The organism is Nostoc sp. (assembly GCF_036917575.1).
In the GTDB taxonomy this organism is placed as follows: Bacteria; Cyanobacteriota; Cyanobacteriia; order Cyanobacteriales; family Nostocaceae; genus Nostoc.
Map to the genome: position 1 here is coordinate 39,366 of NZ_JBALDC010000065.1, position 15,229 is coordinate 54,594.

Below are 15,229 nucleotides of genomic sequence, written 5' to 3' on the forward strand. Positions count from 1 at the left end.
TATTATTACCTCACAAAGTAAGTATTTACATGAAGTTAATTAGAGAGCATCCTACTTTTTTGCATGTCATTATTAGCGTTACGTAGCAAAGATAAGCAATCGTAAAATCCTCCAATTCAGAGCGAGTTAATGCGATTACCTCATCATTTATTTTCTTTAGGAGACGCTACACGAACGCAATGACAATTATTTTATCATTAACAAATAAAAATTGAGATGCACTCCTTAATTACTTCTTAAAAGATGACTACTTTGTATATTACGTCTGCGTAAACTACGAATTTTAGCTAATTTCCAGATTGAATAATAGTTATCACTATAAACAATATCTGTTTTTAATTTATACTTTGTTTCTATTATTTTACTCCAAATATCTGATGGATTAAGTAAAAATATATCAGTAAATCCATCAGGAATTTTAGGAATTTTTTGATTTTTCACTAACAGAAATCGCACTTTTGGATTCAAAAGATAGCTTAAAGAAAAAATATCACCATCATGATTGCCCGAAGCATCACTAATCAAAAGTGGACGATTACTCTCATTAATGATTCGGGCAACTTGTGGATTGCCAGAATTCATACCCTTATTCCACCAAGTTTCTGCCTGGGAACTTACTTTAAAAGAAATCAAACCACAAATAATTACTAATGCCATAATTATGTGCCAAAAGCTACGGCTTAACATCCTTCTATTATATAGTTGCGTAGTTAGTAGATAAGCAACAGCTACTTGTATTCCTAAATAAGATGGAATTAAATATGGTTCAATAGACGATCGTATACTCCCAACAATTATATCTGGTAGTATTAGGGGTAATGCTGGTATTACAATTAATGTGATGATAAAAGACCAAACTTTATAGTTAGTTGTTCGACAAATAAAATAAATTGAATATCCTACTAAAGTTAAAAAAGGTAGTGTAATTAAATAGCTTAGAGAATTTTCCGAACTAAGGTTTATATCAAAAAATAGCCGACTTAACTGCATTAATAAAAAAGGAGCCCCAGGTATCAAATCTGAATGAATCCTTGTTTTGTCTGCTGAAATTAAAAACTGAAATAAGTTACCAATTACAACTGTTATCCAAGGCATGAAAGCTAAAAAACCGACTAGTGATGCGAGTAGATAAGCTCTCACAGTTTCAGTCAACTGAAATTTAGCAGTTATCATCACGTAAATTCCATGAGCAACTGCTACAAATGCACTCCAAATAAATGTATAAAGACTAATAGCTAAAGCGAATGTATAAATACTCCAGATAGTGAATAAATCTGGTTTTTGTCTTTCTTTTACTAACTCATTCTCTAGCCGTATGGCTCGCAGCAGAGACGCACTAGATAGTAAAATAGTGACTAACCAAAGAATATATTCTTGTGCTTCTTGGGCATATACTAGGTGAATTGGAGAGATAGCCATGAGTGCGATCGCAACACCAGAAACCGATAATGGCACATTAAATAATTCTCGGCATAGCCAATAAACACAAGGAAAAACCAGCAAACTAATGCAGGCTGATAAACTTCTAATCGCAGTCACGGAATTACCAAAGATTTCCATCCACAATCTGGCTATTATGTAATACAACGGTGGATGTTGAGAATCTTGTTTTGCCAAAGACATAATTGTGTCATTTAAGCTTTTTACTGGATTTGCACCTTGAAACTGAGCAAAATTTTCTTTGCTAATCACACGATTATTAAAAAGTTGCTGTTTAGCTTCATTAATTGTGTAACCAGAAATTCGCAATGAGGCATAAGTTTCATCCTGCCAGAAAACTTTACCATCAAGATTAGAAAAGCGAAACAATATACCTATCGTCAACAAGAAGATAGTTAAAAATCGCAACCAACTCGGAGCAAATTTGAGATGGCGCATAAGTGAGTTTCCTAAAAAGTTTTCTCAAATCATCTAATTAAGTAAGCTATATGAGGTGCTACTACGCCTGTTGTAGACATAGCCAAGACTTCAAGCAAAGTTTTTTTGTGAAACATCGCCAACCAGACTTTAATTTGATTGGGAAGATTGACAATCAACACCTCTCTTTTATTAACTACAAAAATAAATGGGCAAGATTGTATCAAATCCCGCAAAAATGGATTTGGTTTTGAAACCGTGATATTATCAATGGAGTGTAAAATACGCTAAGTATAGCTGTATCTGTGGTCAGGCGACTCCATAGCTATCGTGCATTGAGCGATCGCTTTGTAGGTTATAGTTCTTAATTCTCTAACGGTGAATAAAGGATTGTTTTTTACCTCTAGCATAGTACAGAGTATGACATCAAATGCAGTTATTCAAGTCCTTAAAGCCAATAGCTTTTGCGAGTACACAAGGGGAAATTCATTCGGTTGATCGCCTCAACGATAGTTCACTGGTTATTAATCGTGAAAAATCCTCAGTGGTAAAGGTTTTTTAAGAGGATTTGGATAACGCCATCTGGCAAAATCTGCAATATTAGATATAGTTAAAAAATCAATAGTTTTAAACTGCCGATCAATAGCAGGAAGGCTGCATATTTTAGCTCCAATATTTAAGTATGCCTGCAAAATTTTAGGAATCTCAACATGAGATGAATCTGGATAATTTTGAGTCAGTTCTAGACAAAATTGTGAATTTGGATAAACTAAAATACTTGGATGCATCAAGTTATTCTGCCGAAAATAATCATAAGCATAACTAGCTTGCCCAGGACATTGTGTGAGTAATGATGCACAGCCAAAGAAATATTGGTTTTTACTCCAGATGAGATAATTTGCTAGCCCTTCCCAGAGTAATAAAAGTGTCTGACTATTGCGATATTCTTTAGCTATACATACACGCCCAATTTCCACTGATACCTGAAGCACAGAATTGGGAATTCCATTAAGATTAAATATATCGGTAGCATCAAAGCCTAGTCTTTGAGAAGCCATTATATAGGTCTGCATCCGATAAGTTCCAATCGTTTTACCTGTGTGTTTGGAGATTAGGATTAAATGATGGCAAACCGCATCAAACTTATCTATATCCATCTGGGTAAAGTTAGAAACAGAAAATCCCAAGCCTAGTTCAAGATTAAAAACCTCAAAGCGTAACCGAAAAATTGATTCTAATTCTTCTTCAGTTGAAGCTAGCCGTAGGGTATACTTTTCAGTTTGAAGGACAGGAAAATCTTCAAGAGGGGGAGGAGGATTCAGTGGGTAATTGATGCGTCCAGAAACTTCCATCTATCTTCCTACTTAGATTTGCGAAAATATTCTACTAGGATTTAGGCACTAATAAATAGCTCACATTATGCATTAATGTATCGAAGTGTAATTGAGAGGGTTTTCGATAAAAGCTCCTTTAGAGCAATACGCTTGAGTTAAGGATTTTTGGTACTGATTTTTGACCTGTAAAAACGCGTTAGTACAACGGGACATTAACATAACGAGGAGTTCGCGCAGCGTCTCGTAGAGAAGCCGAGTCCAATTTCGCGTCTCTACCAAGGATTTTAAGTTTAACTAAACGGTATTGTGGTCTAGAGAGTTTTTTTACTTTCGTAGATTAAGGATAGAGTGCTTTTATTATGGACATTAATTCCCAAAAAATCTGGCAATAAGATACAAAATTTTCCTTTGATATACGCTATAGATGTAAGTCATACCATTTTATATAAACCCTGATATATATTGTGGCAACAAGTAACATCAGTGAGGGAGTTCTCTCAATTACTTGACCAAGATAACTTGCTATGGTATTAAAAAGTTGCATTATCGCAACAAGCCCGATTAAAAAATTTTAGAATTTCCAGCTTCAAAATCAGTTCTAAATTTGCTAATTGCACTTAGAGGGCTATTCCCGCTTGCTAGAGTGTGAGTAGTTCACGTAAAATATAGTGCCATTGTTGCAGCAGTTCTCATGACCTCATCTGCGTCGTTTGACACATTAGAGTCTTTACAGGCGGATATCGCTGACTTGATCGTTCGTTTACCGACATTAAAAAATCGGCAATTTATTCTGCAAGCACTTACTACTATTGTTCGTCTAGCTGATACCGAAATTGAGCGTCTCGATTGGAAAATATTATCGTCTGCATTAGCAGATATGGAGCGCGGTTTCCAGCTTTTTTATGATTACCGACACGTTCGCAAAGTTACCATCTTTGGTTCTGCTCGTCTAGCTCCTGATAGGCCAGAATACCAAATGGCCCTTGAGTTTGCTCGTGCTATTTCTCAATTAGGATTTATGGTGATGACTGGTGGTGGTGGTGGAATCATGCAGGCAGGTCATGAAGGTGCTGGGCGAGAAAATTCCTTTGGATTAAACATTCAGTTACCCTTTGAACAGCAAGCAAACCCTTTTATAGAGGGCGATCCCAAGCTAATTAACTTCAAATATTTCTTTACCCGCAAGCTGTTTCTCCTCAAAGAAAGTGATGCTATAGCCTTGTTTCCAGGAGGCTTTGGCACTCAAGATGAAGCTTTTGAATGTATGACATTAAGCCAAAATGGTAAATTTGGGCCAGTACCTTTAGTTTTAATTGATCGCCCTGGTGGTGATTACTGGCGCTCTTGGAGTGAATATATTGATAAGCAATTAGTGCAAAATGGTCTTGTCAATCCTGAAGACCCCAGCCTTTACACGGTGACAGATAACCTGGATGCGGCTTGTGACGCTATCACCTGTTTTTACCAGGTTTATCATTCCAGCCGCTATGTAGGCGATAAATTAGTCATCCGCCTGAAGACAGATATATCAGACGCTCTTTTAGAACAACTTAATGCTGATTTTAGCGACATTATAATTCAAGGAAGAATTGAAAAAAGTCAGGCATTACCTCAAGAAGCACAAGATGAAACTGTTGGATTACCTCGCCTCATTTTGTACTTCAATCAACGCGACTTGGGGCGATTGTATCAGATGATTGCCACAATTAACCGGATGGGTACTCCTTCACCAGAGGATGCAGCACATCCAGAAAGAAAGTAGGTAAGCTAAAACACATCTAATTTGTATATTAAAATTTTCTCAATATTTTATGGGCTGGACATCTTAATCCGCCCTGATTATGCAACTCGAATGCTGATTAGTTTATTTAAGGGAAAAAAGGGGGAGAATTTTGAACATTCTTCCGTCCCACATTCCTCGTCCAGGTAATTATAGACTATCTTTAGGGGCGGGTCTTGCTTCTCTTGTCAGGGTACAAGCGTACATAATAGTCGGTCGTTGACATCGCCAGTTGCTGAATCAGGCTAAGGGCATAGTAAGAAAGTTGACACAATAAAACCAAACTGTGTGAAGAAAAGTAAACAAGGCTCAAACCCTTTTTCCCCTGCTCCCAGCAAGAACTGCCTTATCCCAACGATAATTATTTACGCTGACCTACTTATCTGCACATATCAAAAATATTTTTTATTTTCATGCGGCTATCTTCATGAGCAAAGGGTGTTTTAGCATTGTCAAAGCAAGCCATAAAAACAATATGATTCATCTTACTTAATAGATGAGAAAAACACTAGTTATTATGGCTCAATACTGATTGTCGTAAAAAAACTTGTATATTAGCACAGTAAACAACGTTTCAAATCCTGACAGAGGAATAAAAAATGCTGGAATTATTGGGTTCAGGTTTAGTGTCGCTTTGGCTGGAGATGGCTGGGGTACAAATTAAGCCTCTAGATGCCTTAGATGCACTAACTTGGCAAAGTAGCCCTGGCTTGGTTCTTGCCCCCGATCCAAATCCATCTGGGGCGACTACGGTGCAGGAATATTTGAAAAAGCTGATCGCATCAAAAGTAGTAGCGCAAAATCTGGCTGAGAGTCAGGGGATTTGGATGCAGTCGGGGCCAATGCTGATGGCAAATCACCAAGGTACGACTCCTCTGCCGGCTGCTTCTTTAACTAAAATTGCCACTTCATTAGTTGCTTTGAAAATTTGGGGGCCAGATTACCAATTTGATACTTTGGTGAGTGTCACTGGGCCAGTGGTAAATGGAGTTGTACAGGGCGATTTGGTGATTACAGGCCGTGGCGATCCTTTGTTTGTTTGGCAAGAAGCGATCGCTCTTGGTAATACTCTCAATAAAATGGGCATCAAGCAAGTAAAGGGAAATTTAATTATTACTGGCAGTTTTGCCATGAATTTCCAACGTCAGCCAATGCTAGCAGGTCTAATGCTCAAGCAAGCACTAAATCGTGCAACTTGGGGACGCCCTGCGATTTATACATACTCAATCATGCCCAAGGGAACGCCCAAGCCTCAAGTTGTAATTGCGGGTGCGGTGAAAGTTGAGGCGCAACCAAATCCTCAACAAACTTTGTTACTGCGTCACCGCTCATTGCCTTTGAGGCAACTGCTCAAGGAAATGAACGTTTATAGTAACAACGATATGGCAGAGATGCTAGCAGACTCAGTGGGAGGAGCAACTGTAGTCCAATCAACTGCTGCTAACCTGGCGAGAGTGCCACAAGTAGAAATTCAATTAATCAATGGTTCTGGATTGGGGCCGGAAAATCGCATTTCCCCTAGAGCTGTTTGTGCCATGTTTATGGCTATTCAAGCGGAGGCATCTGTACATCAACTGAATTTAGCTGACTTGTTCCCCATGTCTGGATTCGATCATCGGGGAACACTACACACTAGACACATTCCCCTGGCGACTGTAATCAAAACTGGCACCCTCCGCGATGTGAGCGCTTTAGCAGGAGTGATGCCCACACGCGATCGCGGTTTGGTTTGGTTTGCTATTATCAACCGTGGGACAAATGTCTGGGGTTTGCGGACTGGACAAGACCAACTTTTGCAAAGTGTTGTTAAACAATTACAATTACCTCCAACCGTTCCTATTGCCCTGACTCCCCACTCAGCCATCAACTCTTTACCCCCACTAGGTGCAGCTAATCGGAATGAAATCTTATACAAAAGTTAGTTTATCCATAGTCTAGAGTTAAAACAGAGAGCAGACTAATCGGATTGGCAATTTAAAAGTTTTATTGATGGGTAAAAACCGAACTTGTAAAGAGTAAATGTCCATAATAGCTTTTGGGTTAAATTTTCTATTAAGTTGATTACAGGTTGTTCGCAAAAAGCCCTAACCCCAGTTGGGGAAAGAGCAGACGAAACCTGAAATAAAAATAACTGTAAATAGATTTGTCACGACTAAGCAACAATTAAGCTTAGAAATTAGGTTGTGATTATGCGATTTTCCAAATTATCTCGGTCTTTACGTCAACTCACTACTCATGTTTTAGCGATCGCACTAGGAGTTCTGCTAGTGGTTAGCACATTGCAGGTGTTACCTTCCCAAGCCGAACCAGCACCCATAATAACTGCTGGAAATACTTCAGAACTGATTGCTCAACGGCAATCACCAACTAGCGCTGCGATCGGTAGCAGTAGCTTTGTCACAGCCGCAGTAAATCGTGTTGGTTCAGCAGTTGTCCGCATTGATACTGAGCGGACAATTACTCGCCGCGTCGATCCATTTATGGAAGACCCCTTTTTTCGTCGGTTTTTTGGTGACGGTTTCTCCCAACAGATGCCTTCTGAGCAATTACGTGGTTTAGGCTCAGGTTTCATTATTGACAAGAGCGGGTTAGTTATGACTAATGCTCATGTGGTCGATAAGGCTGATAAAGTAACAGTCCGACTCAAAGATGGTCGCACCTTTGAAGGGAAAGTTCAAGGTATTGATGAAGTCACAGATTTGGCAGTAATCAAAATTAACGCTGGTAATGATTTACCAGTAGCGCCCTTGGGTTCTTCTAGTAATGTGCAAGTAGGAGACTGGGCGATCGCAGTTGGTAATCCTTTGGGATTTGATAACACTGTTACCTTGGGAATTGTCAGCACCCTCAAACGTTCCAGCGCCCAAGTCGGCATTAGCGACAAACGTTTGGATTTCATTCAGACAGATGCAGCGATTAACCCTGGTAACTCTGGTGGGCCACTATTGAATGGTCAAGGTGAAGTAATTGGTATTAACACAGCTATTCGCCCTGATGCAATGGGTATTGGGTTTGCAATTCCCATTGATAAAGCTAAAGCGATCGCTACGCAACTACAACGTGATGGCAAAGTTGCTCATCCCTATCTAGGCGTGCAAATGCTAACTTTGACACCCGATCTGGCCAAGGAAAATAACACCGATCCTAATTCTCCTATTCAAATACCAGAAATTAATGGTGTTTTTGTCATGCGAGTTGTCCCCAATTCTCCAGCTGCATCTGCGGGTATCCGGCGCGGGGATGTAATTCTTCAAATTGATGGTAAAGCTATTACCAGTGCTGAACAATTGCAGAATATTGTCGAAGATAGTCAACTTGGTCAAGTATTAAAGGTGAAAGTGCAACGTGGTAATCAAACACAGCAGCTTTCAGTACGCACAGCTGAGTTGCAAAATGCTTCGTAGAACACATCTGTTATTGGTGTCAACTTAAGCATATTAGACAGTCTAGAAAAGCTTTCTCTCGTTCCCAGCCTCTGGCTGGGAATGCCCCCTGTAAGGCTTTGTCTCGTTTACTAGCGGCAGCAGCCCAATGAGGTAGATTTCCCGATTCTACCTTCTTTTCCACCCAAATATGTAATTTAAAAAATTTATTATCGCTGAACTCTTTTCTAGAGTCTGTTTATGTTTCCATGTCTTCATACCTTTGATGAACCTCATTCAGAGTACTTAAACAGCTTGAGCTTAAGCCCAGATGGAATTCTTCTGATAGGCTGTTTTCACAATCTTGTCAAGGTTTGGGATTTAACCACTGGGAATACCAACCATTCATTTGAACTGCATGGAGATCGGTATGGTCACTTTAATACTTTGGTAAATCCAGACTGGAAAAGCATCATCAGTAATGATAGCTATGGCAATCTCCGAACCTATGACTTTTGGACAGGAGAGGAAGTCTTCTGTTTTCAAGGAGATTCCAGTGCTTTAGCATTTACTCCTGATGGAAAAGTATTATTTTCAGCTACCTGCAAAGCTCCTTATGGTACGAATGCCACGATTGAGATTAATGTTATTGAATCCTCAACGGGACAATTACTCCGCACCTTCCTATTTGCAAATGCATATCTTCCAATTCGCTGTTTACTAGCCAGCCCAGATGGTAGTATTTTGGTAGCTCAAGCATTTGATCTCCTAACTCAAGTTTGGGATTGGCAAAATGGGCAAGTTCTCAGCACATTTAATGCTCTAGCTTCAAATTTTTCCCTCCATTTCCCCAACTGTGTTTGTAGGCATTGGCTTGATGCAGTTGCAACTCGCCCAAATGGTCAAATCATTGCTGCTGTGGCACAAAGGAACAAACCTAGTGAAGAAACGACTGTTGCCATTTGGGATATACAAACCACGGAATTCCTTTATACACTTGGTATCAGCCAGCGCGAACCTGATTCGGGTATGCCTCATAATACTATGACACCTGATGGCTCACTGCTTGCCGTTGGCAATATTAACGAAATTGAAGTTTGGGATCTAGAGAATAGGCAGCAGCTTTGTGTACTGTATGGGCATAAGTCTAGGATTGACAATCTCACAATTAGCCTAGATGGGAAAACCATTGTCAGCTATGCCTTTAATGACAGCATCAAAGTTTGGCATAGTAATGGGAGTTGCTGTAATCATTAAAGCCTCTATCTTAGCTAACCCCCCGTAATGCTGAAATAACATCTTGGGCTGACTGATGCCGAAATTTACCTGTATAAAAATCAGCTAGCGTTTGTTGGGCATCCGTCGCTATTTCTGCACGACGATTTTCGCGGTGGCGGTTTTGGAGAATCTTGATCAGCATTTCTTGCTGCTCAGAGGAAAGTTGCAAAGCGTCTTTCAGCACTCGATCGACACTATTCACGATCGAATTAGACTATCAACTGCTCTTAGAAACTTGATCGTGTTTAAATCACTTACCAACAGATAAAACTAGACCTTCATGGGCTAGTATGGCTTGAGGAAAAACAGATTTAATATCGACTTGAATCCGGTCAAGAAAATCATCATGGTCATCTGGGTGATGATGAGAAATAGCTAGCCATTGAACGCCAGCATTCAGAGCTACATTCACCGCAGCTTGCCAGAGTAAATCAGCAGAATCATGGTTGTGAGAGGTAGGCGGAGTGTAAGTGGCATTGGCAATCAGTAAGTCAACGCCTTGAATGAACCGTAAAATCCGCTCTCGCTCCACTTGATCGGCATTTTGATGCAAATCCGTGATGTAGGCAACGCTATACTCTTGCCAAGTAACTCGGTAGCCAACTGACCGCTGAGTTTGATTAATTAATGCAGTTGTAATGGTGACATCATTTAACTTCACTTCACTTTCTGAAGTCAGATTGTAAAACTGCAATTCTGACTGTATTACTTGTAAAGGGTAAGGAAAGTGTGGCTGGAGCATCTGATCGTACAAACATTGTTTAATTGAGGCTCCATTTGAGGCAGCTGTGCCGTAAATATGGAAGCAATTTTCCCTAATAAATGCGGGAGCAAAAAAGGGAAACCCTTGAATTCTATTTGATTGGCAGTTGGTAAAAAATAAATGGGCTTCTAGTGGCTGTTGCAATTCTTGCCAAGTTTTACCCAGTATGCGTAAGCCAGTACCGCCATCAAAAATCAAGCGTTTCCCAGCTACATGCATTTCTACACAAGCGGTATTACCACCATAACGAATAGTATTGCTACTGGGAGTGGGAATCAAACCTCTGACACCCCAGAATTGCACGATAAATTCACCTCCTGCTAGGCTACTGGGTAGGGTAGATGACTTTTCTGTTATATAGCTCTGGGAATCCGACAACTCAAAATTTGACATTTTCCTTGAAATTAGACCTTACTGAGCAGGTCATCGTAGCGCCGAACTTCTAAGAGCCTGTTTTTTTCGTCCACAATGACTACCGTAGGAGAGTAACTTTTTAACTCTTCTGGAGTGAACTGCCCGTAAGTCATTATAATCAAGCGATCGCCAATAATGCCTAGACGTGCCGCACCCCCATTTAACTCAATTATTCCTGAATGAGCTGGAGCGGGAATCGCATAGGTAATAAAGCGCTGACCGTTGGCACTATTAACTACTTGCACCTGCTCATAAGGTAAGATACCAGCTTTTTCCAAAAGGATTTCATCAATGCTGATACTACCCACGTAGTTGATGTTCGCTCCCGTAAGGGTGCAGTTATGAATTTTTGCCAAAAGGAGAGTACGCTGCATTCTGATTTGGGGTTGGTGGCAGTTTTTGCGAATCCGTAACAAGCGAAAGCTATGAGTACAGACACGACGCCAGTCGCTACAACGGGGAGCCACTGCAACGCGCTGGCTCATTAATCGCGTCTGTACAAAAGTTAAGAATAAAAATTCATAACTCTTAACTCCTCTATTATCCTCTATAAGCTTTGACGGATTTTTCAACTATTGCTGCAACCTTGTCCACATCTTGCCAACCGAGAATTTCAGTCACCTTTTTTTCCAAATTTTTATAACTACGGAAAAATTCAGCAATTTCATCTAAGCGGTGTGGCGCTAGGTCTTTCAGAGATTTTACCTGAGTGTAGCGCGGATCTTTGTCAGGAACACAAAGGATTTTTTCATCGCGATCGCCACCGTCAATCATCTCCAAGAAGCCAATCGGTCGCGCAGCAATAACGCAGCCGGGAAAGGTCGGCTCATCAATTATGACCATACCATCTAGGGGATCGCCATCATCAGCCAAAGTATTAGGTACAAAGCCGTAGTCATAAGGATATTGCACTGAGGAATAAAGTACTCGGTCTAGAGCAAAAGCTTGTAGTTCCTTGTCGTATTCATATTTATTTTTACTTTTGCCAGTAATTTCAATCAGAACGTTGATTAGACCCGGTTTTGGTTGGGCAGGGATACGAGATAAGTCCACAAAAAACTCCTCTGATAACGGTGAATCATGGGGGCACTCAGTCAGCTTCGCTCCCCGTGTAGAATTTTAGGGCAATATGGATCTCTTCCCAAGGTATTTGTTCCAGGGCATTGGGCATTGGGCTAAATGTTCCGCTACCGCTAACAGTAATTCTGAAGAGCATTGGTTATTTCTCTATCATTTACCACCCTGTGGGAAGCTAAAGCTACATCTCCCCAATTATTAGTTCCCTTAGAGGGTGTTTGAAAAGCCGGACAGGCTGGTAAAAAATATATCTCAGTATAGGCTGTGAGCAGTGAATAGATAGAAGTAGCTGACGAAAATATTTTTTAGATAAATATAGACATTTATAGATTTATATAATACTATTGAAACCAATAGAACCTCCGAGTCATTGGAGCTATGGAAAAAAAAAGTAAAAATGATGAAATACTAAATATTTCAACTCTTGAGGGAGATATTCTGACTGTATTGTTAACTGCTAGAGAACTATATGGTCTAGAAATTCTTGAGAAACTCAACCCAGGAAGGCCCATTTCTTTAAGTTTTGGTAGTCTTTATCCTACTTTAAATCGGTTAGAGAAAAAGGGATTTATCGAATGGCGATGGGGTGATGAACAAGAGGGAACTGGTGGTGCAAGACGGAAATACTACAAAGTCACGGGGTTAGGTGCAAATGTATTTAACCAGTGGCAAATATATCGTTCTCAGCTAGCTATGCAAGCTGCTCAAGGGCAAACTGCACTGGGGAGTATTTGAGGTAGTGGATAAGAATACTAAACGGAAACTAAAACGGATTTGGTGTGAGCGACTAGTTATAGGTTTATGTATATCTACCTCGCTCGGCTTTTTAGTTGTAAAAGCGCCAAGAGTGTACAATCATTTCGAGCAGTTCCACGCGAAGTGGAATAATCAGGCGTCGGTGGAGGATCTACTGGCAAAGGTTATGCAGTCCGAAAAGGAGATGGTGCAGTCCCAAGGGGAGGTAGATCGATACCAAGGGGAGAGGGAGCAAACTCAGGCGAATCTGGCGCTGGCAAAGCAGTACAAGGAGGAGGATACGCAGTTGTTGCAGGCGCAGACAAAACAAGCGCAGACAAAACTGACACAGTCCCAGGCGAACTTGTTAAACGCGCAGTTCCAGGCTTTGCCAGAGCAGGTAAAGTTATGGCAGGATCAGAGGGAGGAAGATCACAAGAAGCTGAATCAGGCGAAGCAGAACCTGGCGTTGACAGCGACCGAAGGGAACCAAAAGGTGGAGTTGGCAGAAAAGAAGGCGAAGCAGTCTCAGACAAAGCTGGGTCAGGCATTAGCAAACTATGAGGACAAGAAGGCACAGGCAAAGCTATGGCAGGCAAAACAATCGCAGGTGCAGGCGCAGTTATGGCAGGCAAAGCAGTCCCAGACACAGCTTCAACAGGAATTTGTATCCCTAATATCAGCAGTGTTGATATTCATATTAATGCTACTACTGTTATTGAGACAAGGAAATAAAATATCTCTACCTTTAACTGGTCAATTAATTATTGTTCTTCCAGAAGAATGCATTGCTGAACTAGAAGCTTTACATCAGCAGATGAAATTTGACCAGCGCTCTACCTGGTTTATCAGAACGATCATTCTACGGTCTATTCTGGAATCATTGTGGGCTTTCTGCATTCTAATTAATTTTGAAAATCTCTGGCTACCCAGAAACAAAGGGCGTACAAAATAGGGCAAACGTACCTAATTGATGAAACGCTTACTGAGCAAGAGTTTATCTCTCAAAACAGAGATTAACGATCTAATGCTAAAACCTTTACATAGAAGGACTTATATGCTCGACATTCGTTTGCACTGGGATGAAAAAATTGATGAGTGATTTTTGAAATTCTTAAAAAAGTCAAATAAACATCAGAGTTTTACTACCAAATGAGCACCCTGCCCGACTCTCTCAACTTTCAGACAGGTACTCAACTTTGGCAAAGCTGGCAAGAAAAAATCTCAACTTTTACTTACCCATACTTTAATACTATGTTACGTCACAAATTACATCAATATCCGACAACTACAAATAACCAACTCAACCAGTTATTTCGCCAACTTTCTCAAATCAGCCGTAATAGCAGCGAAAATACAGGATTGATCATTGCTTACTTAAGTTTACTAGGTTTCTTATCGGCTGGATTTTTTGGAATTTTTGCACTCTTAATATCACAGCGATTTTACAGCAACCCGCCACAAGTTAATGAGCGACTGCCAATTACTGGAACTGTAACTCAACCAATTAAATAATTGGCTTTTCAAAACTTTTCAAACAGCCTCTTAAAATTAGCCAAAAAATGGAAAAAGCGTTGCAAAGTTTCCTCACAACACTTTTTCCAAGAGGGTATTATTCATATCCTCCGCCCTTAATTGCTGTTAGAGGAATTTTTGTCCTAACTTTGCTAAGACAACTGAAATCTGAAGTTACACAATCCAGATTTAGCTTATGTTTGACGAACTACACCGATATCTACAGAAATTCTCTCATAATCAATGCTCTGCTTTTTTGTAGGTCTCCCCATGAAAAAATGCGACTGGAAAGCTCGATCAATCTTGATTTCCTTGTATGTTTTGAATCAGAGGTTGCTGATTATTTTGAACATTGGTTGAAGAATAGTGGGCGATGACAAAGACGGGTAGGGTAAGAGTCAAAAGAGCGATCGCAGTTCCCACAATGTCTGCCAAACGTTGGGAGTATGCATCGGCATTGGCAGACTGGCTATTTGAATTCATACAAAATTGAAGTTCTTCGTAACACTGTATAAGTTTACTCTCTAAGTAAGAGTATTAATGCTATTTTAGCTATTTTTAAACTGTAAAATGTATAGCATTCTACAATTTAAACCAGTTATATAACTTTCATAGTAGCCTTTTTATACATGGACTTCTTAATACAAAGTTACAAGTAAACAAATCATGTTTTATTTTGTAATTAATATTTTCAGATGTTTCTCTGTATGGTGTAACGCCTTGCATACGCATAGCCCACTTTGACAGCATCATAAGTTACATTTTTTCGCTGATTAAAGATTAATTAGCAAAACATATTTGTCCGATACTTCATGATTATAACATCCTAAAATGCCTTTGATAAGGTCATTTTACTTAAATTGCTAATTTGTGATACAGGACACAAAACCGCAAAAGCACTGATATATATTCAGTACTTTTGATTGTTATATAGTAGTTATACACAAAAATATTTGACACCAAAGAAGAGATGGGAAGAATGATTTATCTAAGCAATGATAACTACCGAATAAATACACATACATCAACTGTATAAGACAGAATGGATTCAGTGATATCACTATACAAATATTTAATAATTTTTATTTTGCAATCTATGTAATATTACAGTAGT

The 15,229-nt window shown here is 39.8% G+C and carries 15 protein-coding genes; 7 read left to right on the top strand and 8 right to left on the bottom strand.

The features are described 5' to 3' along the window. Positions 1-225 precede the first annotated feature (225 nt). Entirely contained in the window at positions 226-1,878 is a 1,653-nt protein-coding gene (locus V7K79_RS19285; RefSeq protein ID WP_335049597.1) for a glycosyltransferase family 39 protein, read from the bottom strand. 503 nt (positions 1,879-2,381) lie between these two features. Then, positions 2,382-3,209: a GNAT family N-acetyltransferase gene (locus V7K79_RS19290; protein ID WP_335049598.1), complete on the bottom strand. Its 828-nt coding sequence runs from the start codon at positions 3,207-3,209 to the stop codon at positions 2,382-2,384. A gap of 673 nt (positions 3,210-3,882) precedes the next feature. Between V7K79_RS19290 and V7K79_RS19295 the strand changes: the two genes are divergently transcribed. The 4 genes from V7K79_RS19295 to V7K79_RS19310 all read left to right on the top strand — a co-directional run bounded on the left by V7K79_RS19295 (position 3,883) and on the right by V7K79_RS19310 (position 9,590). Continuing rightward, on the top strand, positions 3,883-4,953 hold the full coding sequence (locus tag V7K79_RS19295) for an LOG family protein (protein ID WP_335049599.1): 1,071 nt from the start codon (positions 3,883-3,885) through the stop codon (positions 4,951-4,953). A gap of 617 nt (positions 4,954-5,570) precedes the next feature. Then, positions 5,571-6,893: a D-alanyl-D-alanine carboxypeptidase gene (locus tag V7K79_RS19300; protein WP_335049600.1), complete on the top strand. Its 1,323-nt coding sequence runs from the start codon at positions 5,571-5,573 to the stop codon at positions 6,891-6,893. A 267-nt stretch (positions 6,894-7,160) separates the two neighbouring features. After that, positions 7,161-8,375: an HhoA/HhoB/HtrA family serine endopeptidase gene (locus tag V7K79_RS19305; protein WP_335049601.1), complete on the top strand. Its 1,215-nt coding sequence runs from the start codon at positions 7,161-7,163 to the stop codon at positions 8,373-8,375. A 219-nt stretch (positions 8,376-8,594) separates the two neighbouring features. Continuing rightward, complete coding sequence (locus V7K79_RS19310; protein WP_335049602.1) at positions 8,595-9,590, top strand: WD40 repeat domain-containing protein; 996 nt, start codon at positions 8,595-8,597, stop codon at positions 9,588-9,590. Between the two features lie 10 nt (positions 9,591-9,600). On the opposite strand, the gene V7K79_RS19315 is transcribed toward V7K79_RS19310, so the two are convergent. From V7K79_RS19315 to V7K79_RS19335, 5 genes are all read right to left on the bottom strand, one after another. Further along, complete coding sequence (locus tag V7K79_RS19315) at positions 9,601-9,813, bottom strand: hypothetical protein (RefSeq protein ID WP_335049603.1); 213 nt, start codon at positions 9,811-9,813, stop codon at positions 9,601-9,603. 48 nt (positions 9,814-9,861) lie between these two features. Continuing rightward, positions 9,862-10,767, bottom strand: coding sequence for an MBL fold metallo-hydrolase (locus tag V7K79_RS19320; RefSeq protein ID WP_335049604.1), 906 nt, complete (start codon positions 10,765-10,767; stop codon positions 9,862-9,864). Positions 10,768-10,778: 11 nt separating this feature from the next. After that, on the bottom strand, positions 10,779-11,162 hold the full coding sequence (panD, locus tag V7K79_RS19325; RefSeq protein WP_292723737.1) for an aspartate 1-decarboxylase: 384 nt from the start codon (positions 11,160-11,162) through the stop codon (positions 10,779-10,781). Between the two features lie 166 nt (positions 11,163-11,328). Further along, positions 11,329-11,841, bottom strand: a complete 513-nt coding sequence (locus V7K79_RS19330; RefSeq protein ID WP_335049605.1) for an inorganic diphosphatase — start codon at positions 11,839-11,841, stop codon at positions 11,329-11,331. A 37-nt stretch (positions 11,842-11,878) separates the two neighbouring features. Then, positions 11,879-12,004: a hypothetical protein gene (locus V7K79_RS19335; protein ID WP_335049606.1), complete on the bottom strand. Its 126-nt coding sequence runs from the start codon at positions 12,002-12,004 to the stop codon at positions 11,879-11,881. Positions 12,005-12,243: 239 nt separating this feature from the next. Between V7K79_RS19335 and V7K79_RS19340 the strand changes: the two genes are divergently transcribed. The 3 genes from V7K79_RS19340 (at position 12,244) to V7K79_RS19350 (ending at position 14,115) form a co-directional block, all read left to right on the top strand. Next, on the top strand, positions 12,244-12,600 hold the full coding sequence (locus V7K79_RS19340) for a PadR family transcriptional regulator (RefSeq protein ID WP_335049607.1): 357 nt from the start codon (positions 12,244-12,246) through the stop codon (positions 12,598-12,600). A gap of 4 nt (positions 12,601-12,604) precedes the next feature. Continuing rightward, the gene (locus V7K79_RS19345; protein WP_335049608.1) at positions 12,605-13,555 is read left to right on the top strand and encodes a hypothetical protein; all 951 of its coding nucleotides are present in this window, start codon (positions 12,605-12,607) and stop codon (positions 13,553-13,555) included. Between the two features lie 197 nt (positions 13,556-13,752). After that, entirely contained in the window at positions 13,753-14,115 is a 363-nt protein-coding gene (locus V7K79_RS19350) for a hypothetical protein (RefSeq protein ID WP_335049609.1), read from the top strand. Positions 14,116-14,412: 297 nt separating this feature from the next. Here the strand turns inward: V7K79_RS19350 and V7K79_RS19355 are convergent, their stop codons facing one another. After that, positions 14,413-14,598 (bottom strand): hypothetical protein, encoded by a 186-nt coding sequence (locus V7K79_RS19355; protein ID WP_335049610.1) that lies wholly within the window; start codon positions 14,596-14,598, stop codon positions 14,413-14,415. Positions 14,599-15,229: the final 631 nt, after the last annotated feature.